General features: G+C 58.4%; 14 protein-coding genes, 1 tRNA gene, 1 other RNA gene and 1 pseudogene. All 17 read right to left on the reverse strand.

Annotation, left to right across the window (positions count from 1 at the left end):
• Positions 1 to 6 precede the first annotated feature (6 nt).
• The 17 genes and pseudogenes from bcsD to CWM57_RS19325 all read right to left on the reverse strand — a co-directional run bounded on the left by bcsD (position 7) and on the right by CWM57_RS19325 (position 23,359).
• Entirely contained in the window at positions 7 to 483 is a 477-nt protein-coding gene (gene bcsD / locus CWM57_RS19235; protein ID WP_008806909.1) for a cellulose biosynthesis protein BcsD, read from the reverse strand.
• The gene (locus CWM57_RS19240) at positions 483 to 4,535 is read right to left on the reverse strand and encodes a cellulose biosynthesis protein BcsC (RefSeq protein WP_074386993.1); all 4,053 of its coding nucleotides are present in this window, start codon (positions 4,533 to 4,535) and stop codon (positions 483 to 485) included. The genes bcsD and CWM57_RS19240 overlap by 1 nt, the downstream gene beginning before the upstream one ends.
• Entirely contained in the window at positions 4,535 to 6,967 is a 2,433-nt protein-coding gene (gene bcsB, locus CWM57_RS19245) for a cellulose biosynthesis cyclic di-GMP-binding regulatory protein BcsB (protein WP_100676317.1), read from the reverse strand. Before bcsB ends, CWM57_RS19240 begins: the two co-directional genes overlap by 1 nt.
• Positions 6,964 to 9,075 carry a UDP-forming cellulose synthase catalytic subunit gene (gene bcsA, locus CWM57_RS19250; RefSeq protein ID WP_061153014.1) on the reverse strand — a complete coding sequence of 704 codons (2,112 nt, stop codon included), beginning with the start codon at positions 9,073 to 9,075 and terminating at the stop codon, positions 6,964 to 6,966. Before bcsA ends, bcsB begins: the two co-directional genes overlap by 4 nt.
• A gap of 19 nt (positions 9,076 to 9,094) precedes the next feature.
• Positions 9,095 to 9,887, reverse strand: a pseudogene (locus tag CWM57_RS19255) (cellulose synthase operon protein YhjQ/BcsQ).
• A 1-nt stretch (position 9,888) separates the two neighbouring features.
• Positions 9,889 to 10,425, reverse strand: a complete 537-nt coding sequence (gene bcsO, locus CWM57_RS19260; protein ID WP_100630997.1) for a cellulose biosynthesis protein BcsO — start codon at positions 10,423 to 10,425, stop codon at positions 9,889 to 9,891.
• Between the two features lie 514 nt (positions 10,426 to 10,939).
• Positions 10,940 to 11,953 carry a dipeptide ABC transporter ATP-binding subunit DppF gene (dppF, locus tag CWM57_RS19265; protein ID WP_061153011.1) on the reverse strand — a complete coding sequence of 338 codons (1,014 nt, stop codon included), beginning with the start codon at positions 11,951 to 11,953 and terminating at the stop codon, positions 10,940 to 10,942.
• Entirely contained in the window at positions 11,950 to 12,933 is a 984-nt protein-coding gene (gene dppD / locus CWM57_RS19270) for a dipeptide ABC transporter ATP-binding protein (RefSeq protein ID WP_061153010.1), read from the reverse strand. Before dppD ends, dppF begins: the two co-directional genes overlap by 4 nt.
• Positions 12,934 to 12,943: 10 nt before the next feature.
• Positions 12,944 to 13,846 carry a dipeptide ABC transporter permease DppC gene (dppC, locus tag CWM57_RS19275; protein WP_074386990.1) on the reverse strand — a complete coding sequence of 301 codons (903 nt, stop codon included), beginning with the start codon at positions 13,844 to 13,846 and terminating at the stop codon, positions 12,944 to 12,946.
• 9 nt (positions 13,847 to 13,855) lie between these two features.
• A complete protein-coding gene (gene dppB / locus CWM57_RS19280; RefSeq protein ID WP_008806900.1) occupies positions 13,856 to 14,875 on the reverse strand; it encodes a dipeptide ABC transporter permease DppB in 1,020 nt (339 codons plus the stop codon).
• Between the two features lie 134 nt (positions 14,876 to 15,009).
• Positions 15,010 to 16,617, reverse strand: coding sequence for a dipeptide ABC transporter periplasmic-binding protein DppA (dppA, locus tag CWM57_RS19285; protein ID WP_061153008.1), 1,608 nt, complete (start codon positions 16,615 to 16,617; stop codon positions 15,010 to 15,012).
• A gap of 858 nt (positions 16,618 to 17,475) precedes the next feature.
• A non-coding RNA gene (locus CWM57_RS19295) (RtT sRNA) lies at positions 17,476 to 17,607 on the reverse strand.
• A gap of 34 nt (positions 17,608 to 17,641) precedes the next feature.
• A tRNA-Pro gene (locus tag CWM57_RS19300) sits at positions 17,642 to 17,718 on the reverse strand.
• A gap of 119 nt (positions 17,719 to 17,837) precedes the next feature.
• A complete protein-coding gene (locus CWM57_RS19305) occupies positions 17,838 to 19,232 on the reverse strand; it encodes an ankyrin repeat domain-containing protein (protein WP_100676318.1) in 1,395 nt (464 codons plus the stop codon).
• Positions 19,233 to 19,428: 196 nt separating this feature from the next.
• The gene (eptB, locus tag CWM57_RS19310; protein ID WP_074386988.1) at positions 19,429 to 21,102 is read right to left on the reverse strand and encodes a kdo(2)-lipid A phosphoethanolamine 7''-transferase; all 1,674 of its coding nucleotides are present in this window, start codon (positions 21,100 to 21,102) and stop codon (positions 19,429 to 19,431) included.
• Between the two features lie 228 nt (positions 21,103 to 21,330).
• The gene (locus CWM57_RS19315) at positions 21,331 to 22,536 is read right to left on the reverse strand and encodes an MFS transporter (protein WP_100676319.1); all 1,206 of its coding nucleotides are present in this window, start codon (positions 22,534 to 22,536) and stop codon (positions 21,331 to 21,333) included.
• A gap of 241 nt (positions 22,537 to 22,777) precedes the next feature.
• Positions 22,778 to 23,359 (reverse strand): autotransporter outer membrane beta-barrel domain-containing protein, encoded by a 582-nt coding sequence (locus tag CWM57_RS19325; protein WP_162678233.1) that lies wholly within the window; start codon positions 23,357 to 23,359, stop codon positions 22,778 to 22,780.
• Between the last annotated feature and the right edge of the window lie 128 nt (positions 23,360 to 23,487).

The raw sequence follows: 23,487 nt of genomic DNA on the forward strand, positions 1-23,487 counted from the left end.
CACTCATTATGGATGGTAGTAAAGAAACTGAACGTCAGAGACGGAGAACACCCGCTCGCGTTGTAAAACGACGTGAGCGCTGCCTCCCTGACTCTGCAGCCAGCGAGAATATAACCCCTCGAGTATGGCACAGAACGCGTTGCACCAGCGCACGCGTCCCGCGTCGTCCCGGCTGACCGGCAACGCCTGATGGCGCAGGCGCAGGCCATCCTCACCGACATCAATCGTCACCACGCCCCAGTGGAAATGGGTCAGCAGCCGGTTGATATTCGCCTCCAGCTCCCCCACCGTCTCCGACGCCGGCAGCGGATGGGTCTCCGCCAGCGAGGCGCCCATCTGACGCAGGAAGGGCTGGCTTTCCAGCTCGCCGGCATTATTTAACATACCTTCGACCATAATCACCAACAGATCGAACCATCCGGCAGGCGTCTGCTGCTGCTGGAACCAGGTCGTGACTACCGGGTTATTGTTCTCCGTCATCATCAATGATCTCCCAACATATAGCGGATATAGAGCCCGGCGGTGCTTTCGTTATAATCCCCGAAGGTGTCATAGCCAATCTGGCCCCCCAGCGTCATCTGTTTGTTAACCTTGTAGTCCGCCCCGGCGCGCAGGGTATAGCCGATGCCGCTCTTCGAGGTCGCGGAATAGTAGGCTTCCTTGGCAAACCCATTGCTCACCGCCGTCTCCAGGGTCTGCTGCCACTCCGAATTGGTCGGGAAATAGGCGCTCTTATCCTGACTGTAAGACTGGTAGCCCACCGAGCCGCCAAGCTTCATGGTCCAGTTATCATATTTCTCCGTCAGACTGACCGGCAGCGACACGCTGACATAGTTTTGCGGGCTAAAGTAGCCCCCCTGGCCATAGGTGAAGTAGCTGAGGTTCTTGGAATAATCCATATAGCTCATGCTCAACCCGGTCTGCAACTGGCGGTATTCGTCATGATAGGGCCGCAGATAGACCCCGGCATTGGCGTTAATGCTGGTGTTGCTGGCGACGTTCTGCCCCAGGTAGCTGTAACCGCCGCCGCCGACATAGAAGCCCGCGTCGCCGTCGTCATAGCTCAGCTGCAGGGTGCCGCCGTTTTTCGTCACCTGCCCCCAGGTTTTACCGGAATAGGCGTCTTTCAGACCAACGTAAGAAAGCAGGCTGTCGGTCAGTGAGCGGCGTTCGCCGGTCAGGATCAGCGACAGGTAGTTGCTCAGCTTAGGCGACCATTTCACCCCACCGACAACGGTATTGAGATCCTGGCCCAGCGGCGTGCTGCCAATATCGACGCGATAATCGTCACCGCTTAACGCCAGCGCCAGCTCGACGCCGTTGGCCTTCTGCGAATCGGTTGAGCCGCTGGTCTGGTCAACGTTCGGCTTAAGGCTGGAAGAGGCCAAATAGCTGGCGACTTGTCCCGAATCATAGCTCCCGAGCTTCGCCAGGTTTTCCATCCCGCTGCTGGTGGTCGGATTGAAATCTGCCGCATTCAGGGTACCCAGGCCGCTTAACGCCTCGGCCCCCGGATTGCTGGCATAATAGGCCGTCCGCTCCGCCTCGGTCATCGAGGCGATCGCCGCCTGCTCGCTGGTGGCGGTACTCACCATATTGGAGACCGCGTTAGCCAGCGGGTTGGCGCCGTAGCGACGCCAGGCGTCGCCGCTGGCGGTCCCGGCGTTCAACGACACCGGAGTGACGGTAAAGTCAAAGCGCGAATCGCCAAACGGCGAAGAGGACCAGGTCAGCGGCGTCCGGATCTCCGTCAGCTTGCTGGTCCCCGATTCGCCGTCGCGTCCACGCACGTCCATTCCGCCCTGCAGCCAGCTGCCGGTTTTCTCCTGCAGCGACTCCATCATGGTGTCCACCTGGCGCAGCATGCGCGTCTCGGCGGTATCGACCGGCAGATCGGGCCGCTGGATGCCCGGCAGCGAAGAACCGGGTGCGGCGGCCGACTGGGCGACCTGCCACGGCATATACTGCCCGTAGGTGGAAGCGGTCCGCGTCGGCGCCGACGTTTGCGACACGCCGATAAAGGGGTTGTCTGCCGCCAGCACCCCGCCGACGGTTGGCGTTTCGCTGCTGTTGGTGCTTTGCATACCCAGCAGTTTGCCGCGGGCGCTACGCAGGTAGGTCATCGCCTGCTGATGATGGCCCTGCGCCTCTGCGACTCTCGCCAGCAGCAGCAGGCGGTCCGGGGAGTTATCCTGACGTAAGCCACCGGCCAGCTGCTCGGCGCGATCGTTGTTCCCCGCCGACAGCGCCACATCAATGGCCCCGGCGCGCGCATCCTGGTTCGGCGTATCGCGCGTCATCAGGTAGTCATAGACCACCCCGGCCTCTTTGTTCATTTTGCCGCTCTGGTACAGCCGCGCCATCGCGAACATCAGATCGGTATTCTGCGGATCGCTCTGCATGGCGCGGATCAGCTTGTCATACGCCGCGGCGTAGTTACCCTGCTCACGCAGGCGATCGGCTTCGTTAATCACATAGCCATTGCGAATACTCGCCAGCTGCGTCGGCGTACTGCTGGCCTGCAGCTGCGGATTGCTGAGCAGGTTCTGCGCCTCGCCGGTCAGTCCGGCCTGGTTCAGCACCGCAATCTGATCGGCGTAATCACCGGCGTTGCCGGACACGCCGCTGCTGATATTGTTGCGCACCAGCGAGACCGCGGTGGTCAGGTCGCCGCTCTCGGCCAGTAGCCGCGCCAGCTTGCCGGCGTCCGCCGGGGCTTTCGGCGGCGTGGAGGCCATCGCCCGCAAGGTATTGCTGGCGGCGGTGCTGTTGCCCTGCGCCAGATAGTTTTCGGCGGTCACCAGCTGCAGGTTGTAGTTCACCCGCTGGCGTAAATCGCGCATGTCGCTGGTCTGGCTGCCGCCGGGGATGCGCGCCAGCAGCGTCTGCGCCTGCTGCCAGGCACCGTTTTCGCTGGCAAACAGGGCGGCGGCATACAGCGCATTGTTGCTGGCGCCGGGGCGATAGGCCGCCGACATCAGCGAAGAGGCCTCGCTGCCGTTACCCGATTTTTGCAACAGCCGGGCCAGATCAAGGCGCAGCCAGGGATCGTCCGGATAGCGGGCGACGCCTTCGCGCAGAGTGGCAATCGCGCCGCCTGGGTTACCGCTGCTGACCTGCGCCTGGGCCTGACGGCGCACGGCATCGCCCGGCATACCGGCCACCACCCGCGGCTGCAGTTTTTGCTGCAGGCTCTGCGGGAGCGTCTGCAGCATCGCCTGCGCCTCGGCGGATTTATTCTGCTCGCGCAGCACGTAATAGAGGTTTTCCCGCGCCGCCGCGTTCTGCGGATCGTCGCTTAACAGCGAGCGCAGCGTTTGCTCTGCCTGGGGTAAATCTTTGTTATGCCGTAGCACATCGGCACGGAACAGCTTCGCCGAGGCGCCCCGCGCCCCGCTCTGCTGCGCCAGCGGCGCGGAGAGCGCCAGCGCCTGGCTAATATTGCCCTGCTTATAGGCCTGCTGAGCTTGCGCCAGCTGGCCGTAGAACAGCGCATCGGCCGCCTGCTGGCGACGAGTCGCCGAGGCGTCACCACCGAGATCTGCCGCCCGGCTCAGATACTGCGACGCGGCCTGGTAGTCGCCGCTGCGTTGCGCGATATAGCCCATGCCCGCCAGCGCATCGGCATCCTGCGGGTTGGTCTGCAGCACCTCTTCAAATTGCTGCTTCGCGGCGGCGGTATTGCCGCTGTTCAGATTGGCGTAGCCCTGGCCACGCGCCTGACCGCTGCGCCGTTCGCGAAAGTAATTCTGGACTTCGCTATCCTGCGGATGCCGCTGCATCCAGGTATCGTAATACTGCTCATCCCCGGCCTGCGGGCCCAGCCAGAGCAGCGCCTGACGCAAGCCGCTGTCCGCCTCTTTGTTGCCGCTGGCCATCGGCTCCAGCATAGCGATCCCTTCCCGGCGGGTCTCTTCCCGCCAGGTTAAGGCTTTCCCCAGCGCCACCCGCGGGGCGTTCTCCTGCGGATGCTGGGCCACATACTGGCGCAGTTCACTGATAGCCTGCGGATAGAGCGATTTGTCGCTGGCCATGGTCAGGTAATATTCCGCCGCCAGCCCGGCAGGCGGCGTATTGCCATTAAACATGCTGCGCCAGGTCGCCAGCGCCCCGGGAATATTGCCGCCGCGCGCCTGCTGGCGGGCCAGGCTGAGCTGCCCCTGCGGCACCTGCGACATCTTTTTAGCGTTGTCTAAATCCTGCAGCCCAGGGCTGTCCGGCGCCGCTTTCGCCAGCCGGGCGCGCCACTGCGCCGCCGCCTGCATATCGCCACCCTGCTGCGACCAGAGCGCCATCAGATACAGCGCCTGGGTGTTATTGGCATCGACCGAAAGCACCTTCTGCAGCGACTCCATCGCCAGTTCGTCATGCGATTTCTCATGCCAGTAGTTGGCCTGGGCGAACAGCGCCTGCAGCGCCGCGTCGTTACCTGCCGCCAGCACGCCGCCAGAAGCGCCAAGCGCTAAGGCGCCGGTGAGGCAGAACGTCGTAAGCCGGCGGGAGGTTTTCATCGTTATTGTTATCTTTCTTTTCATTAGTTATCCCCCGAACCCAGACGCTTACGGGCGTGACGTTTAAACATCGCGGTCAGCGCCAGTCCCATTATCGAGGTGGCAATCAGCCCCAGCAGGGCCAGGAAACCAGAGTGCTGGCTGGCATACCAGACGGCCATCATGTACCACGGCATCTGACCGCTGGGGAACGGCGTGCTGACCTGGAAGCTGCGCACCCCGTTATCGCTGGTGATCACCGCGGTATCGCCACGGATCCCGGCGTTGATGCGCGGCGAGTCCAGATCGGTCTTCAGTCGCGCCAGCTGGTCATCATTGCTGGCCATCGCCACCACCACCAGGCGAGTCGCGTTCCACGGCGAACGATAGCTGATGAACCCGCGCCAGGCGCTGCTGGATGAGAAGTAGCGATCGGCATCGAGGCTGGCCGAGGTCCAGTCGCCGGTCAGCCGACGTTGAACTTTTTGCCACAGGTCAGGCTCGCGGACGCTCAGCGTGTTATCCACCGGACGATAGGGTGAATCAGCCAGCAGGCTCTGGTTAAAGGCCTGCTGATCGAGAGCGGTGACCGCCAGCACATCACGTTCGCGCAGCGACTGCAGATCCGCGCCGCCGGTCGGCATCCCGAGCACGACGCGGTTATTCGCCAGCGCGGTGCCGGTCGCATTTCCGGAGCGCGCCGCCAGATTCAGCAGGGTGGCCACCTGGGTCTCAGACGGGTCTGCCGGCAGCATGAGCGTCGTTTGTGAATAGTCCGCCAGCCGCGAGAAAGGGAATGAGGCGCCAACGAAATAGGAGAGGTTTGGCAGCAGCGAGAAGTGTCGCGTTTTGCTCAAATCAATCCAGGAGTCGTCAGTGATGCGGCTCTTGATATTGTTATTCAGCAGTACCGAGCACGGAACATCATCCTTCGGCACCACATTGAAGTACATCGACAGCTGGTTATCGCCGTAGATCAGGTAAGGCGCCAGCGGGATGGTAAAGCGCTCCTGGCGCGCATCGCCCCCGAGGTGGCGCCAGACTTTCTCCAGCGGCCCCTGCTTATTCATCGCCAGGTTATTGAGGAAGGTGCCGTTGAGCGTGACGCTCAGCAGGGACTTGTCCTCATTAATCCAGCTTTCCGACGGGAAGCGGTAGCCAACCTGCAGCGGGATCGTCTCGCCATCCCAGAGATAGAGGTCGGGCGCGGCGCGAAAGGCGATACGTAAAGGCTCATGCCAGACGCCGCTGACGGTCGGGCTTTGATCCTTACGCAGCAATTCGCTGAGCCTGACCGGACGATCGGTGGGGATCCAGCGCGGAGCATCGTACGCTTTGCCAACCGGGATGGTCTGCGGTTCGACATCCTGCGTCGCGGTTTGCGGGGCGAAGTTGCCGCGGGTCAACCGCCAGGCGGCCATGCGCAGCGCGGTATCGTTTTTGCCGACAATCAACAGTAGCTTATAGGCCGGATTGGCGGGGTTGGCGATGATGCGTAGCAGCGGTTTATCGGTTTCCGGCAGCGTCATGCCGCCCACCTGCTCGCCCGGATGGCCAATCACAATACCATGGCGTTCCGGCAGGCGATCGCGCAGGGCGCTGAAGGCGATGCCGCGATAGTCCGCCTGGATACCCAGCCATGAAGAGACCAGCGCCGCGGCGCTGAAGACGTCAGCCGACGGCTTCGCCCCATAGGCGACCGCGATGTCCGCCGGCGTCATCTGCATGCTGTCAAAGAAGGGACGCGGGAAATGGCTCAGGTCGTCGCTGATGTTCAGTTGCTGGCTTTCCCAACTGAAATGCGACGTGGGCAGCACCGTCACCCGCGACGAATCATGAATGTCACGCTGGCACTGCAGGGTATCGCCATCATTGATCTTCACGCTCAGGTTATTGCTGGAGACCATCAGCGCGGGCGGAATATCCAGCTGGTAATGGGAGACATCCTCGCCATCGGCACCCAGCGGCAGGGTGCCGAGGGGCTGACCGTTGAGCATCAGTTGCAGGGTGGCGTTGCGGCTCGCCATTTCCGGCGATACGCGGACGGCAAGGCTGAGCTGGGAATGGATCACCACCTGGTCGGAAGGCAGCGTAAAGCTAACGCCCCCTTGCCGCTGGCCGCCGCTGAGGATAATGCCATCCGGCATCCCCATTTGCGCCAGATTCAGATCGCCTCCCCAGACCGGGGCAACCGGGATGACATCGGGCGTAGCCACCTCACTCACCGGCGGGGTTACTGCGGGCATCTCTGGCGCAGGGGCCGTCACCGCCGCATCGCCTGCGGTGGCGGGCGCTGCCGGGCGAGTCCCCTCTTCCGGAGAGGCCGCCGGAGGTTCGTCACCCGGCTCATTGTCCGCCGCGCCGTTGAGCTGCGGAAAACTCAGCGGGGCTGAAGCGCCGGCAGCCGGCTCTTCACTGTGCAGCGCTGGCGCAGAGAACATCCCTGCCAGCAGCGCCAGCGTCGTTAATCGCTTCATAACGTCCCATCCTCCTGCGCCGTTTTCGCCACTGGCGTCCGGTTGCGCTGGCTACGACGGGTTTTCCACGTCAGCCAGAACAGTTCGAACACGCAGCGCAAAATGGTGAAGAAGGAGCGGAACGGGTTATCCTGCGGACGCGGCGGATTAATCCAGGCATCCGCGCGGGCCAGCACCACACGCACCAGTTCACGGCGGCGCGAGAGAGGAATATCCTCATCAAACTTGAGGCGCAGGAAGCGCTCGTCAGAGGTGACCAGCTGAGCCGGGATGGAGATAGCCCCGGACTGCAGGATCAGTTCAATCTCTTCGATGTCATCCTCCAGATGACGCATATCCGGCGCGGCCACGCGGCAGCCACCCATCGACAGGTCCGCGGTATGGCTGCGGGAAACGATACCGCTGGCGTAATGGATCACCACCGGAATATCGACATCGATACGAATCGTTTTTCGCACCTGCCGCGTCTCGCGCGCCACGGCGATAGCCGCCAGCAGGAAGATCAGACTGTAGATCCCCCACCCGACGTTCAGGGCGATAACGTTGGGATCCGAGCCAAAGTAGTCATGGCCTATCGCCCGGACGATACCGACGACCACCCCCAGGGCCAGCAGGCAGGCCACCACCAGATGCGGGCGCACCACGGTGAAATCGAAGTAACCGACGTCAAGCAGCCCGCCCTTATCGGTAACGTTGAATTTGCCGCGTTTGGGGAAAATCATCGTCACCAGGGTCGGCAGCACCAGGTGGAAGGCCAGCACAATATCGTAAATCTCCCCCCAGAAGCTGTAGCGATAGCGGCCATTCATTCGCGAACCGACGTAAATGGCGAGGAACAGATGCGGCAGGGCATAGGAGACAATCAGGCTCGCTGAAGAGTAAATAATATTGAGGTTAAACAGCAGATAAGCCAGCGGGGCGGTGACAAACACCACCCTCGGGAGCGCGAACTGGTAATAGAGCATGGCGCTGAGGTAGCAGAAGCGCTGCTGTAAGGTCAGGCCGCGGCCAAACAGCGGGTTATCGAGGCGAAAGATCTGCGTCATCCCGCGTGCCCAGCGGGTACGCTGGATAACGTGCACCACCAGGCGTTCAGTGGCGAGACCAGCCGCCAGCGGAATATCGAGAAAGGCCGATTTCCATCCCAGCCGCTGGAACTTCAGCGCCGTATGGGCATCTTCGGTCACCGTTTCGACGGCGAAACCGCCAATCTGCGCCAGCGCCTCGCGGCGGATCACTGCGCAGGAGCCGCAGAAAAAGGTGGCGTTCCAGTTGTCGTTCCCCTGCTGAATCGGGCCATAGAACAACATCCCTTCGTTCGGGATGTTACGCCCGACGGAGAGGTTACGTTCAAACGGGTCCGGGGAATAGAAGTAGTGCGGCGTCTGCACCAGAGCCAGCATCGGATCTTTCAGGAAGCCGCCGACGGTGGCCTGCAGGAAGACGCGCGTGGCGACGTGGTCGCAGTCGAAAACGCAAATAAGCTCCCCGTGGGTCAGGGTCAGCGCATGGTTAAGGTTCCCCGCTTTGGCGTGCTTGTTGTCGTTACGGGTGATATAGCCCACGCCGACGTCGGCGGCGAACACGGCAAACTCACTGCGTTTGCCGTCATCCAGAAGATAAATCTTCATTTTATCTTTTGGATAATCAATGCATTGTGCCGCCAGCACGGTATCGCGCACCACCTCCAGCGGTTCGTTATAGCTCGGAATATAGATATCGACCGTCGGCCACTTACTCATATCATCCGGCAGCGGAACAATGCCGCGCTTCAGCGGCCAGACCGTCTGCAGATAGTTAAGTAACAGCATCACCCAGATATAGACTTCCGCCAGAAAGAGTCCCATTCCAAGAATGGTTTCAATGGACGAGTTGAAGTGCAGGGTCTGCGTGAGACGAAAATACATGTAACGCGTGGACATCAGCAGCGATGTGACGACCATAATGACCGATATGCTGCGGCGCTTACTGAAGCCCATCAGAAAGAGAATACCGATACTTAGCAGACCAAAAATATACTGCTTTTGGCTGTCCATCGGCGTGATCACCACCAGCACGGCAACGGGAGACAGCACCAGCGCCAGCAACCAAAAAAGAGATTTTTTCATTCAGCAGCCCTGCAATAAGTTAAAGCCCTGACATGCGTGGCTGGCTGTGCACCGTGCCATCGCCAATATGGATACCCAACAGCGAAGATATTTTTTTAGCAATAATTTCAATATCAAAGGCCGCTGCGGAGGAGGCGTTAAAGTCAAGGACCGACTTCTGCGAGGCATTGGCCTCCACCACGCTTTCATCACGATGGATCACCCCAAGCAGTCGCTCGCCCAGTTTCTCTTCCATCAGGCTGGTGACGTCCCGGCTGACCTGGCGACGGCTATCGCTTTGGTTAATGACGAAATAGTGCCCGTGCTTATGATTCAGCGCCGCGCCGGTCAGGCGCTGTTTTTCCACGTGCGCCAGGGTCGACATCGAGGCGGTATCTGCCAGCAGTGGAATCAGATGCAGGTCCGCCAGCCCCGTCAACGCCTTCAGCGCCGGTGAAGGCCCGGGCGGCATATCGGCGATGGTGATAAGCCCGGGATAGTTGAGCAGCGCCGACAGACCGCGCTGGAGAAAATGGTCATTGTGGGTCAGTTGCTCATCAAACGCCTGACGCTGCGCTTCGCTCACTTCGCCGTAAGGCAGGACGAAAATATTGCTGCCGGCGCTCAGCACGCACTGGCTCCAGTCATGCAGTTCCAGCGCTTTCGCCACGTAGCCCCGCTCATCGCTCAGCGGCACGCCAAAATGCAAACGGAGGGCATTCTGGACGTCAAAATCCAGCGCCAGGACTTTGCTGCCCGTTCGCGCCAGCGAATAAGCTAAATTGGCCGCAAGGGTCGTTTTCCCCACGCCACCTTTCGGTGAACAGACGCAAATCAACGGCATGTTGCGATCCTTTCCAGAAGAGATTTCAAAGGCTGGTCTTTATTTTTCGCCACCGGCTCTGCGGTTTTTGCCGCGAACAGGTGGGCATAGTTGTCGGCGCCCGGCGCAGGCCGCGGGGCCATTCTCGGCGGCGAGGTCACCACCGGCTCAGGTACCGGCGCCGCGGCCAATGGCGCAGTCGTCATTGTTGGCGCCGGAGCGACAGGTTCCGGCATTGCAGGTTCTGCGACCGGCAATGGGATCGGGGCAATAACTGGGGGGACTGGCGCAACCGGAGGTGAGGCTGGCGCCGCGACCACGGGGTCGACACGCTGGAAGAGATCCGCGGGCACGGGCTGCGGCAGCGGCGCGGAGACCGACCCTCCCAGCGCCAGAGTAGAAGATTTCCCGGCGTCGGGATTCAGCTGATTGAGGATCGCCCAGTCGCCGTGTTCCCGCGTGGCGGCTTGCGAAGAAAGATCCTGAAATTTGAGGTTTTGGGTCCGCGTTTTTTCTTGAAAGCGCTGCAGATCATCATAATGGTTCATTGATAACCTCATGATTTTAAAAATTTCATATTAAGTTTGTTGTTATTTTCTTGGTATTAGAAAACATCGTGACGTTTCTTGTATGGCAGATAAATGCCAGCTTAGTCGTACCAATACAACACGATTGACAGGGATATAATAGTTTAGAATTTGATTTTCGGTGTGATTCCACGGCAGAAGTATCACTACACTAACACTTCCCTTTCAGAATGATAGCCCCATTTTTTAGGTATGCGCTCATCCTTAACCTCCGCGTACCACCGCGCTTCCCGGCCGTTTTCATATAAATATATTAAACCATGAAAAAATCATGGCATTGGATAAATGAAATAATAAACCTGAACCATTTTAATTTCTCTTTAATTCTATAAAAATGGACTGAAAGGCTTATTTTTTCGGATAATCTACGAAGAATGCTCCGAGAGTATGGCAGAAATTGCAACAATGAACGCTGTTGCCAGGTTTCCTCTCAGGCAGAAGAGAAACTCCCGGTCCGGGGACCGGGAGCGCGCCATCAGGCGTGGGGTTTTTGCGGATTCTCATCCTGATCGACGGCAAAGCAGGCCACCAGTTGGCCACCGTAATCCTTAAGCTGCGGCTGAAGCTGGGTGCATGGACCAAAGCGTCGACGGCAGCGTGCATTAAAGGCGCAACCCGGCGGCGGGTTCAGCGGGCTCGGCAGTTCGCCGGTCAGCTTGATCCGCTCGCGACGGTCGTCCGGGTTCAGACGCGGGGTCGCCGACAACAGCGCCTGAGTATACGGATGGCGCGGATTGTTGAAGATCTGGTCTTTGGTGCCCTTCTCCACGCAGCGGCCGAGATACATCACCATCACTTCATCAGCGATATGCTCGACGACTGACAGGTCGTGGGAGATAAACACGTAGGACAGCCCTAAATCCTGCTGCAGATCCATCATCAGGTTCAGCACCTGGGCACGTACCGAAACGTCCAGCGCGGAAACCGGCTCATCGGCAATCACCACGTCCGGATCCAGCATCAGCCCGCGGGCAATGGCGATACGCTGGCGCTGACCGCCGGAAAACATATGCGGGTAGCGATCGTAATGTTCGGTTTTCAGACCGACCTTCGCCATCATCGCCAGCGCTTTTTCACGGCGCTGATCTTTACTCAGGCTGCTGTTAATCAGCAGCGGCTCTTCCAGAATCTGCCCCACTTTTTTACGCGGGTTCAGCGAACCGTACGGGTTCTGGAACACAATCTGGATTTTCTGCCGCCGCAGCTTCTGCGCCTGCGGGTCGTGCTTAAGCAGATCCTGACCCTGATAGTACAGCTCACCGCCGGTCGGGACCTCAATCATTGTCAGCAGACGGCCCAGCGTCGATTTACCACAGCCCGACTCCCCCACCACCGCCAGCGTTTTACCGCGTTCAAGGGTAAAGGAGACGCCGTCCAGCGCTTTCACCAACCGTTCCGGGGCGAATATCCCCTTCTTCACCGGATAGTGTTTTTTCAGATCAATGGCCTGCAACAGCGGTTGTTGCGTGGTGGCCTTTTGCGTACTCATAATCCAGGCCTCCCGGCATCATCGAGTGGGTAGTGGCATTTAGACTGACGGCCGCCATTGAGATCCGCCAGTACGGGCTCTTCGCTACGGCATTTATCCGTGGCATAGGGGCAGCGTGGGTTCAGCAGGCAGCCGACAGGACGGTCATATTTCCCCGGCACCACGCCCGGCAGCGACGCCAGACGCGCCTTATCCTGAGCGAACTCCGGCAGCGCGCGCAGCAGCGCCTGGGTGTACGGATGGCGCGGCGCGCGGAAGATATCTTTCGCGTCACCGGTCTCTACCACCTGACCCGCATACATGACGATAATTTTATGCGCCGCCTCGGCCACCAGCGCCAGGTCGTGGGTGATCAGCACCAGCGCCATATTTTCCTGCTGCTGCAACTCCAGCAGCAACTCGATGATCTGCGCCTGAATGGTCACATCCAGCGCAGTGGTGGGTTCATCGGCAATCAGCAGTTTTGGCCGACAGGCAATCGCCATCGCGATCATCACGCGCTGACTCATCCCGCCGGAAAGCTGGTGCGGGTAAACGTCGAGCCGCGACGCCGGATCGGGAATGCCCACCAGGTTCAGCAGGTCGATGGCCCGCTGGCGGCGTGTTTGCTTATTGCCGCCCTGATGAACTTTGATCGCTTCCATAATCTGGTAGCCGACGGTATAGCACGGATTGAGGCTGGTCATCGGATCCTGGAAGATCATCGCCACTTCCGCCCCCACCAGCTGACGCCGCTCTTTTTCAGAGATGCGCTGCAGGTCGCGGCCGTTGAACTCCAGTTTGTCCGCCATCACCCGGCCGGGATAGTCAATCAGACCCATAATCGCCAGCGAGCTGACGGATTTACCGGAGCCGGATTCACCGACGATGCCAACCACTTCACCCTGCTTCACGCTATAGCTGATGCGGTCTACGGCGCGGAACGGCGCGTTCTCATCGCCGAAATGCACCGATAATTTATCTACATTCAATAACGCCATCTCGAACCTCTTACTGCTTCAGTTTGGGATCGAGCGCGTCACGCAGACCGTCACCCATCAGGTTAAATGCCAGCACCGTCAGCAGGATCGCCACACCCGGGAAGGTCACCACCCACCAGGCGCTTTGCGCGAACTGCAATACGTCGGAGAGCATGGTGCCCCACTCAGGCGTCGGCGGCTGTGCGCCCATGCCGAGGAACCCCAGCGCTGCCATGTCGAGAATGGCGTTAGAAAAGCCCAGCGACGCCTGAACGATCAGCGGCGCGAGACAGTTGGGAAGAATATTGACGAACATCTGGCGCATCGCGCCGGCGCCCGCCACGCGGGAAGCGGTCACGTAGTCGCGGTTGACCTCGACCAGCACCGCCGCACGCGTCAGACGCACATAGTGTGGGAGCGCCACGAAGGTCAGCGCCAGCGACGCGTTGACGATAGATGGCCCGAAGATAGCCACCAGCACCAGCGCCAGCAGCAGGCTCGGCAGCGCCAGCATAATATCGACGACGCGCATGATGATGGAATCCACCACTCCGCCGAAATAGCCCGCCACCAGGCCGAGCACCACGCCAAGGATCAGCGACAGGACCACCACCAGGCAGCCCACCAGCAGCGACAGGCGGGCGCCGTACATCAGACGCGACAGAATATCGCGGCCCACGTCGTCGGTGCCGAGCAGATGCGCCAGGCTGCCGCCATCCTGCCAGAACGGCGGCGCCAGCAGCGAATCACGGAACTGATCCGCCGGGTTATACGGGGCGAGGAAGTTGGCGAACACCGCGATGATAATCATCACCGCCACGTACACCAGACCGACGACCGCGCCTTTGTTGCGTTTGAAATAGTGCCAGAACTCCTGCAGCGGCGTCATTGGCACCGGTGCAGCAATCGCTTTATTCTCAGTAATTTGTGACATGATGGCCCCTTACTTCTTATGCCGGATACGCGGGTTCACCACGCCATACAGCAGGTCGACCAGCAGGTTGACGAGGATAATCATCGTCGCCACCAGCAGTACCCCGCCCTGCACCACCGGGTAATCGCGACGCTGCAGCGCGTCAATCAGCCAGCGGCCTAAACCAGGCCATGAGAAAATGGTTTCCGTCAGGATCGCGCCCGCCAGCAGCGTGCCCACCTGCAGGCCAATGACCGTGACCACCGGCAGCATCGCGTTGCGCAGGGCATGGACCACAATCACCCGCATCCGGGTCAGCCCTTTGGCGCGCGCGGTACGAATGTAGTCTTCGCCGAGCACTTCCAGCATCGACGAGCGGGTCATACGCACAATCACCGCCAATGGGATAGTGCCCAGCACGATAGCCGGCAGGATCATATGCATTAAGGCATCGATAAAGTCGCCCTGCTCACCCCAGATGGCGGTGTCGATCAGCATAAAGCCGGTCAGCGGCAAGGTATCGTCAAGGAACACCGTATCGCTGATACGCCCGGAGACCGGGGTCAGGTTCAGTTGCACCGAAACCAGCATAATCAACATCATGCCCCACCAGAAGATAGGCATGGAGTAGCCAGTCAGCGCCAGACCCACGGCGGTATGGTCAAAGATGGAGCCGCGTTTTACCGCAGCCAGCACGCCCACCGGAATACCGACGGCGACGGCGAAAATCATCGCGCAAACGCCCAGTTCAAGGGTGGCTTTAAAGCGCGGGACAAACTCTTGCCACACGGGAATGCGGCTTTTCAGCGAGATGCCTAAATCACCGTGCAGTACGCCCCAAATGTAATGGGCATATTGCTGCCACAGCGGCTTATCAAGGCCCATTTCGGCCAGCAGCTGCGCGTGACGCTCGGGGGAAATACCACGTTCGCCCGCCATAATCATCACCGGATCGCCGGGGATCATATGGACGAAGGCAAAGGTGAGAAGGGTGATACCGATAAATGTCGGGATGACTAGTCCCAGACGTCGGAGAATAAACTGCAACATAACCCGGATTCTCTCTAGTGACGCCCCGCCTGGCGACAGGGCGTCTGTATTGCTCACAAAAGCATTCCCCGGAATAGCGGGAATACGCCCCCTTCCTCTCCCGCGCGGGGAGAGGGGGTCAGGCATCGTGCTTATTATTCGACGGAGACGTTATCGAAGTGGTGTTTGCCCAGCGGATCCACCACATAGCCTTTGACTTCTTTACGCACCGGCTCATAGACGGTGGAGTGAGCGATGATCAGCGCCGGAGCCTGGTCATGCATCACTACCTGAGCCTGTTTGTACAGTTCAATACGCTTGTTGTGGTCGTCGGTAGCGCGGGCCGGCTGAATCAGATCTTCAAACGGCTTATAGCACCAGCGCGAGTAGTTGGAGCCGTCTTTCGCCGCGGCGCAGCTGAACAGGGTCGCGAAGAAGTTATCCGGATCCCCGTTGTCACCGGTCCAGCCCATCATTACGGTCTGGTGCTCGCCCGCTTTCGCCCGCTTCAGATATTCACCCCACTCATAGGTGACAATCTTGGCCTGGACGCCGACTTTCGCCCAGTCGGCCTGGATCATTTCAGCCATACGGCGGGCATTCGGGTTGTACGGACGCTGTACCGGCATCGCCCACAGGTCGATAGTGAAGCCTTTTTCCAGGCCCGCTTCTTTCAGCAGCTGCTTCGCCTTCTCCGGGTCGTAGGTGTAATCTTTAACGTCGTCGTTATAGCCCCACATGGTCGGCGGGATCAGGTTCTTCGCCGCCTGGCCTGCGCCCTGGTAAACGGCTTTGATGATCGCTTCTTTGTTAACCGCGTAGGTCAGCGCCTGACGAACTTTGACGTCGTCCAGCGGTTTCTTCTCAGTGTTGAAGGAGAGATAACCGACGTTCAGGCCCGGCTGTTCCAGCAGGGTAATGTTCTTATCTTCCTTCATGCGCGCGATGTCCGCCGGGTTCGGGTACGGCATCACCTGGCACTCATTTTTCTGCAGCTTGGCATAGCGCACGGAAGCATCCGGGGTGATAGAGAAGACCAGACGATCAATCTTCGGCTTGGTACCCCAATAGCCCGGGAAGGCTTTATACAGAATGCGGGAATCTTTCTGGTACTGCAGCAGCTGGAATGGGCCGGTACCGATAGGATTGAGGTCCACTTTTTCCGGCGTGCCGGCTTTCAGCATGTTATCGGCATACTCTTTCGAGAGGATAGAGGCGAAGTCCATGGCCAGGTCAGCGAGGAACGGCGCTTCCGGGCGAGTCAGGACGAACTGGACGGTTTTATCGTCCACTTTCTTCACTTCGCTAATCAGGTCCTGCAGACCCATCCCTTCAAAGTATTCATAGCTGCCGCCAGAAACTTTATGGTACGGGTTATTGGTATTCTTCTGGCGATCGAAGGAGAACACGATGTCATCGGCGTTCAGGTCACGGGTTGGTTTGAAGTCTTTATTATCTTGCCACTTCACGCCCTGACGCAGATGGAAAGTATAGGTTTTGCCATCAGGACTGACTTCCCATTTCTCAGCAAGCCCTGGAATAACTTCCGTCGTACCGGTTTTAAATTCGACCAGCCGGTTATAGATCGGTACGGAACTGGCGTCATAGGTGGTGCCAGAGGTGAAGAGCTGTGGGTTAAAGCCTTCCGGCGAGCCTTCAGAACAATAAACCAGGGTTTTCGCTTGCACGCTGGCGGCGACGGTCATGGCGACCAGGCTCAGACCAAGCTTCAGCATCCCTGATTTCTTCAAGGAAATACTCATTATTCTGCTCCAAAACTGTGATGTTGTTTGCATATATCCGCCGGACCTTTATTTATTTTTATTCGTCCTATTTCAAACGACGGATGCGTTGGCTGCGCTCGATCATCCCAGTCACATCGTTATCTATGCTCAGGGGAGCTCGTACACTTGCCGCCTTTCCGCAGCTCGAACTATTTAGAATATACCCGGTCCAGTCGGTGGTGCCCGAAGGCGTAGAGAGAGATGGGGATTCCTTTCGCAAAAACGACTGAGTTGCAGTACGGATTCTCCATGAAATGCCCCTCATGCCCTACAATCTGTCAACAGAATGGGGAAACGTCAATACAGCCAGCCGGGTTTTACATCCAGCGTGAGAAACGGCAGGCAAAGATTAAAAAAACTTCAAGGCGCTATTTTCAGCAGAGAAATTTATGCTACGGGCCGATAAGCAGAATAAAGACCTTAATAATTTGCAACACGCAGAGGGAAACAATTCCAACAAATGAGAAAAATTTCTTGCTGTGTGACCAATATGTGAGCGATTAATAGCGCGAACGTTAAAGCGCACAGCGGAAAATGCTACATTTAGCCATAAGCTTCGCGAAAAAAGATCTGTTCATCGATAAAAAAATGCAATGGAAGATGTCACAAAATAGCGAATAGCTGGCTTGAAACGTGGGTAAAGACGTTAATTGTGATTCTGGTGGAATTTTTGGCCGGTAGCACACGGATAATGCCCGGCGGCGCTACGCTTGCGCGGGCCTACGGAACACAAGCCGAACCTCTAACCTCTAACCTCTAACCTCTGCCCCCGGAGGTTCTCATCCTCACAGGCTACAGATGCAAAAAAGCCTGCTCATTGAGCAGGCTTTTCGAATTTGGTCGGTGATAGAGGATGACTCGCCACTTCGTGGCTCGCCCTGCGGGCCGTTGCTGTCGCAACGTTCTCTCGCTTCGCTCGAGTCGAACCTCTGCCCCCGGAGGTTCTCATCCTCACAGGATACAGATGCAAAAAAGCCTGCTCATTGAGCAGGCTTTTCGAATTTGGTCGGTGATAGAGGATTCGAACCTCCGACCCCTTCGTCCCGAACGAAGTGCGCTACCAGGCTGCGCCAATCACCGAATGCGGGGCGCATCTTACTGCTGGGATGCCTACCCGTCAATGCCTTATTTTCAAAAAATCGCTCAACCGGCGAGAAACTCAGCAGCCTGAGCAGCGAATCGCCGGTTGGTCATCGTTTTCAGCGGCAGGTCACCTCAAACGCTTTGCGATACTCGGATACCTTACAGGTCACCGGCTCACCGAGATAGGTCGAGCCCGCCGGGTTGAATTTAAATTCCCCGAGCAGCATCGTCAGTTCCCCCAGCTCCGGACAGGATTGCTGATGGCGCATGATATCCGGGCGGGTATCGTTATTTACCGCGCGGGCGATGTCGCTGTATGCCAGCTTGTCGGCAAAGGCATTGGCACAAAACTGGAGTTCGCTTTGCGCCATATGCGCAGCCTGCCCCTTCAGCTCGGCATGCTGCGCCAGCAGCAGCTGGCGAACCTCGCCGGCCCGGCTGTAGCCAATCGCCGTATAGCCGGCCTTATTGCTGAGATTGACGCTGGCGCCAGCCTCAAGCAGCGCCTCGACACTGGCTTTATTATTCATTTTGACCGCCAGCATCAGCGGGCTGAGGTCGTTGGCGGAGAGCTGGTCCACCTTTGCGCCGCGCTGCACCAGCGCCGCGATCACCGCAGGCGACCCCTGACCCGCCGCCACCTGCAGCGCCGTGAGCCCTTCACGGTTCGGCTTATCCACCTCCACACCGGAGGCCGACAGCGCCAGCACCAGATTGGGATCATCCCCCGCCGCCGCCAGCATCAGCGGAGTGGTGCCGGATTTATCCGCCAGGCTGGTGTCCGCCCCGGCGTTGGCCAGCGTCGTGATGGTTTCCGCCGAACGCGCGTGATCGACCGCGAGGAAAAAGGCCGATTCCCCTGAAGCATTGACGGCCTTCACGTCCGCCCCGTGTTTGAGGAGCAGCGCCACAATTTCGTCGACGTTCTTCTTAAAGGCGCCGGGTGCCAGTTGTAACGCCATGTCTTCGGTCATCAGCGCGCGGTTACCCGTCGCCAGCGATTTCGCCGCCGTTGCGCCGACAATTTTATCCAGCGCGCTCTCCTCCTCGACAGGCGCATCGGGCTTTTTCATTGCCAGAATATGCTGATAGTCGTTTCTGACGTCCCCGCCGTCGGCAATGGCGGACATCAATGGCGTGCTCTTCTCGATGGTGGTCTGATTCACCGCCGCTCCCGCCTGGAGAAGATCGCCGATAATCGCGGTATCGCTGCCTCGCGCCGCCGCCAACATCAGCGCCGTCACGCCCTGGCGCGTCTGGAGATTCGGCTTCGCCTGACGCTTAAGCAGTAACGCCACCACATCGCGACGATTTTCCGCGGCAGCGACCATCAAGCCACTTAAGCCGGTTTTATCCTGACCATCCACATCAATGCCGTTATTCAGCATGGCTTCGATCGTCGCCGGCGCATCGTATTTACAGGCCAGCAGGAACTGGCTGGTCTCTTCCTCAGACTGGCAGCCCGCGAGCATCAACAGGCACAGCAAGGCCAACCCCTTTATTACCTTCATCCTTTCTCTCCATGAAAAGTTCGAGCACAGGGGAAGCAAGGAAACTGGAGGGTAATCAAAGAAGAAGAGGCAACCTGCCAGACACGTCCACTGTGCGAAAAAAATCCCTCGCGCGACGTCAGCCGGCGAGGGATTAGCTTATCCTGGGCTCAGGAAGGGAAAACAGACCCGAGAATCTGAAAATAAAATCCGTGCCTTACTTTTTCCAGCGGCACCAGTTGTTATTCTCATTGATCCCGCCATCCGGCGAGGTATAGCCGAGGCAGCCCATAATGGTGTCGTACAGCTCGACGTGACGGCGCGGCACCTTCATCGCGGCCTGCTGCTGCAGATGGGCAAACGCGGCGGCATGATCGGGATTCTCCAGGTATTTATCCGACATCCACACCATCATCGGCACGCGGAACTGCTCCGGCGGCGCCATCTTGCGCGGCGTTCCGTGCAGGTGTTCACGCTCGTTAATCGACTCCCCATGATCGGCGGCATAGAACACAATCGCTTTCTTATCCCGCAGCTGGTCGAGGACGCTGACGATAAAGTGATCGACGTAGGTCACGCTGTTATCGTAGGAGTTAATCAGCTCCGCTTTCGAGCACTTGTTGTCGACACCGACGCACTCCGGCTTCCACTGGGCAAAGCTGCGCGGGTAGCGTTGGGTGTAGTTAAAATGAGAGCCTTTGGTGTGGAGAATGATCAGGTGCTTACCGGAGGCGTTGTCCTGCGCCATACCGCGCTTCATCTCCTCCACCAGCAGCATATCGTCAACGCTCTTGCCGCGGTTGCGCGGCTCGGCGCCAATTTGCTCGCGGTAGGCGATATTGTTGGCCATCGTGTTGCTGTAGAACCACATCTCGCTCTGCATGGCATAGAGATTGCCGTTGAAGCCCAACTGATGAAGCACGGCAAAGACGTTCTGCTCTTTGAGCGTCCGCTGCGGGTTATCCTCCGCCCCGCCCTGACGCACAAACATGCAGCGTAACGACAGCTTGGTGGCGGTATCGCAGGAGTAGCCGCGGAAGGCAACGAGATTCTTCTCTTTCTCCAGCTCTGGCGTGGTGTTGCGGCTATAGCCGAGGATGCCCATATGGTCCCAGCGGGTCGTTTCGCCAATGATGAATACCACGTAGGTGTCATCCAGACCTTCCGGGGCGACGTAGGTAAACTTCTTCGCCGGGTTAATCAGCGATTTATTATCCGAGGATTCATCCACCTGCGCCCAGGCGTAAAGCCCCAGCGCCGACAGCCAGTTTGATGGCAGGTAGGAGTTGGCGATCACCCCGCCATAGCTCGGCATATCCACTTCCGAATGGCGCTCCACATCGTGCTGACGCAGCTCAAGCAGGCGGATGGGGCCCCAGACAATGAGTCCGGCCAGCACCACGATCAGCACGTTTTTAACCCGCTGGCCTGGGGTGCGCAATTGGCGCAGCAGAGTATGGCGGCAGCGGTTACTCCAGATAAACAGCAGCGGCGGCGCACTCACCACCACCAGCCAGAGGATCAGGTGCCAGCCGATAACCTCTTTCGACAGGTCGATATCGGTGGTCATCACCGAGGCGATAATTCCGTAGCCAATCACCACATTGAGGAACGTCATGTAGTAACTGGCGGCGGCGGAAAACAGAACAATCAGCGTCGCCAGAATGCGCCAGATGCGGCGGCCAAACAGTGACAGCAGACGTAACAGGAAGAAGGTGACAAAGACCGTGGCAACCAGTTCAACGACACCGGAAAGCCCTTTCCAGAAAGTGAACTCTTGAGCATAACCATCGAAACGCCGGAAAAAAACGGCGACGTTCATAAACCAGCCGATGTACAGCGCCAGCCAAAAACTAAGCTTCTGCTGCGTCATCGTTCTAATATATTTCATGCAAGCAAACCTGGAAAAAGAAGAATAAAACACCGCCTGACGCTGTGGCACGAGTCAGTAGGCTAATAGGGTGCGTTAGGGTTGGTTATCAGAAACCTCTACAAAGCGCGATAAGTAGACCACAGGGAACGGGAAAAGTATCAGGAGGGAATGTGATCCAGCCAAACATTTACAAAACATTTGGCTGGATTGGCACTATTTGCTTAGGGGATTAACCAGGGGCGCGTTTCAGGCATGCGCCTCGCTATAGACTCTGCCTTTCGGCTGACGAATGGTGGTGGACAGCGCCAGCGACAGAATCAGCAGGGCGAAGATCACGCAGAAAGTCACGTAGAAGCCGCCGAACAGCGAAGCGATGAGAGAGCCGCAGATGCTGCCGATACCAAAGCCCAGATAAATCACACCATAGTTTTTCGCCAGATTGTTCAGGCCAAAGAACTCACTCACCAGTGACGGGAAGACGGTGATGGTGCCGCCGAAGTTAAAGGCGACGCAGGCGATGGCGGCGAAGAAAGTCATGGCATTCAGCGGGGCGAACAGCAGCGCGGCCATCCCCACCAGCGACACCACCTGGCCGATGGTAATTACACGAATGCGGGAGATTTTGTCGGACAGGATGCCTAACACCAGGCGGCCGCTAAGGTTAGCAATCGAGATAACCGTGACCGCGTTTGCCGCCGTGGCGACATCCAAGTGGACCATCCCCTGGGCAATATCTTTCGCCACGCCAATCACGTACAGACCGCTCATGCAGGCCGTCAGGAACATCACTGCCAACATCCAGTACTGCGGTTTACGCATTGATTCCGCCAGGCTGAAGTCGTTTTCTACCACGCCATTGGCCGCGGTGGTCGCCGTATGATTCGGCGCATCTTTCATCAGGGTCGCGCCAAACACAATCATCACCAGCACGATAGCGCCCCAGATGACGAAGGTTTTTTCCAGACCGACGGTGGCCAGCAGATGGGAGTCAATGAATTTGAACCCCAGGCTGCCGAGACCATAGGAACCGATGGAGAAAGCGGAGATCAGCCCTTTACGTTCAGGGAACCACTTCACACAGTTCGACAGCGTCAGCAGATAACCGGCGCCGTCCGCCAGCCCCACCAGCACGCCCGCGCTCAGCCACAGCATCATCAGGCTGCTGGAGTGCGCGGTCAGGAAGAAGCCCAGACCGAGCAGGATCCCGGAGGCCATCGTGACGCGCTTAACGCCAAAGCGCTCCTGCAGTTTCCCGGCAACCGACGAGGAGAGCGCCAGCCCGAGGCTCAGCAGGCCAAAGGAGAAAGCCACCCGGCTAACCGGCTCGCCCAGTTTGTCAGACAGCGAACTATTAAACAGGCTCCAGGTATAGACCGAACCGAGAGCAAATTGGGTGATGATGGTGCCGATTAGCGTAAGCCAGCGGGTCGATTGACGGTTTGCAGCGTTCATAGCAGTTGTCCTGATAAATTAACTGCCGCCACAATAGCGAAGGCCCCTCATCCTGTGGGGAAAAAAGGCATGAACTGCCATCAGCAGGGAATGAAATGCATTAATGGCGGAACGAATGACATTGCAAAACATTCATTCCGCGAATTTCAGGCAAAAAGTTAGTGTGCGCTATCTCACAGAAATGCGCCATTACTGAGATTTAACAATAACCGTGTCGTTTCAAACGCGTAACAATGTCGGGTTAAAAGTTGGCGCTGACGCCCATCAGATAGAGCGTATTTTCCCCCGATGGGACATTGTCCGCCTGCGACAGCGTCGCCCATGCTGCCACGTGGGATCCCAACTGCATATCGGCACCCAGGGTGACATCACTCCAGCCGCCTTCTCTGGCGCGGGTCGTCGGCGACCAGGCATCGCTGGCGAGCGACTGGTTATAGCTCACCTGAGCCCAGGGATGTACGCCCCACAGCGACTGATAATCCATGCGCCAGCCGAGCGTGTTGACATACCCCGTCTCGCCCGCGCTTCTCGTCACCGGCGCGGTGACGTCGCTGCGCAGGCTGGCCACCGGCCCGGAGGTCATGCCGTTTGCCAGCAGATAATTCCAGCCGACGCTCTGACCACGGCTGCTGTCCGGTGGCGCCAGCGCCTGGTTTAATGCCAGCCCGCCGGGCGTTTCTGAGGACTTCATCCGCTCAGCGAGAATATCTTCGTAACGTGGTTGGTGATCGCTATCCCATGTATAGCGTTCCGGCGTATTACTTTTTGTATCGATAGCGATATATTCCTGTTGCCAGGCATTCGCTCCAGAGACACACAACACCCAGACGGATATGCTCGCCGGGATCAAGAAGCCCCGGAGGCCATTGCATTTCTTTATTATCATTAATGCGACTCCAGAAAAGAGCCGAATCGGCAATATTGCTGTGTTTTTTTTGGGGATACGATTTC

The organism is Klebsiella sp. G-Nf4 (assembly GCF_002810615.1).
Classification (GTDB): domain Bacteria; phylum Pseudomonadota; class Gammaproteobacteria; order Enterobacterales; family Enterobacteriaceae; genus Klebsiella; species Klebsiella variicola.

Bases quoted from the DNA above. Each gene is read 5' to 3' on its own strand.
- bcsD (WP_008806909.1), bottom strand. From the start codon at position 483: ATGATGACGGAGAACAATAACCCGGTAGTCACGACCTGGTTCCAGCAG.
- CWM57_RS19240 (WP_074386993.1), bottom strand. From the start codon at position 4,535: ATGAAAAGAAAGATAACAATAACGATGAAAACCTCCCGCCGGCTTACG.
- bcsB (WP_100676317.1), bottom strand. From the start codon at position 6,967: ATGAAGCGATTAACGACGCTGGCGCTGCTGGCAGGGATGTTCTCTGCG.
- bcsA (WP_061153014.1), bottom strand. From the start codon at position 9,075: ATGAAAAAATCTCTTTTTTGGTTGCTGGCGCTGGTGCTGTCTCCCGTT.
- bcsO (WP_100630997.1), bottom strand. From the start codon at position 10,425: ATGAACCATTATGATGATCTGCAGCGCTTTCAAGAAAAAACGCGGACC.
- dppF (WP_061153011.1), bottom strand. From the start codon at position 11,953: ATGAGTACGCAAAAGGCCACCACGCAACAACCGCTGTTGCAGGCCATT.
- dppD (WP_061153010.1), bottom strand. From the start codon at position 12,933: ATGGCGTTATTGAATGTAGATAAATTATCGGTGCATTTCGGCGATGAG.
- dppC (WP_074386990.1), bottom strand. From the start codon at position 13,846: ATGTCACAAATTACTGAGAATAAAGCGATTGCTGCACCGGTGCCAATG.
- dppB (WP_008806900.1), bottom strand. From the start codon at position 14,875: ATGTTGCAGTTTATTCTCCGACGTCTGGGACTAGTCATCCCGACATTT.
- dppA (WP_061153008.1), bottom strand. From the start codon at position 16,617: ATGAGTATTTCCTTGAAGAAATCAGGGATGCTGAAGCTTGGTCTGAGC.
- CWM57_RS19305 (WP_100676318.1), bottom strand. From the start codon at position 19,232: ATGAAGGTAATAAAGGGGTTGGCCTTGCTGTGCCTGTTGATGCTCGCG.
- eptB (WP_074386988.1), bottom strand. From the start codon at position 21,102: ATGAAATATATTAGAACGATGACGCAGCAGAAGCTTAGTTTTTGGCTG.
- CWM57_RS19315 (WP_100676319.1), bottom strand. From the start codon at position 22,536: ATGAACGCTGCAAACCGTCAATCGACCCGCTGGCTTACGCTAATCGGC.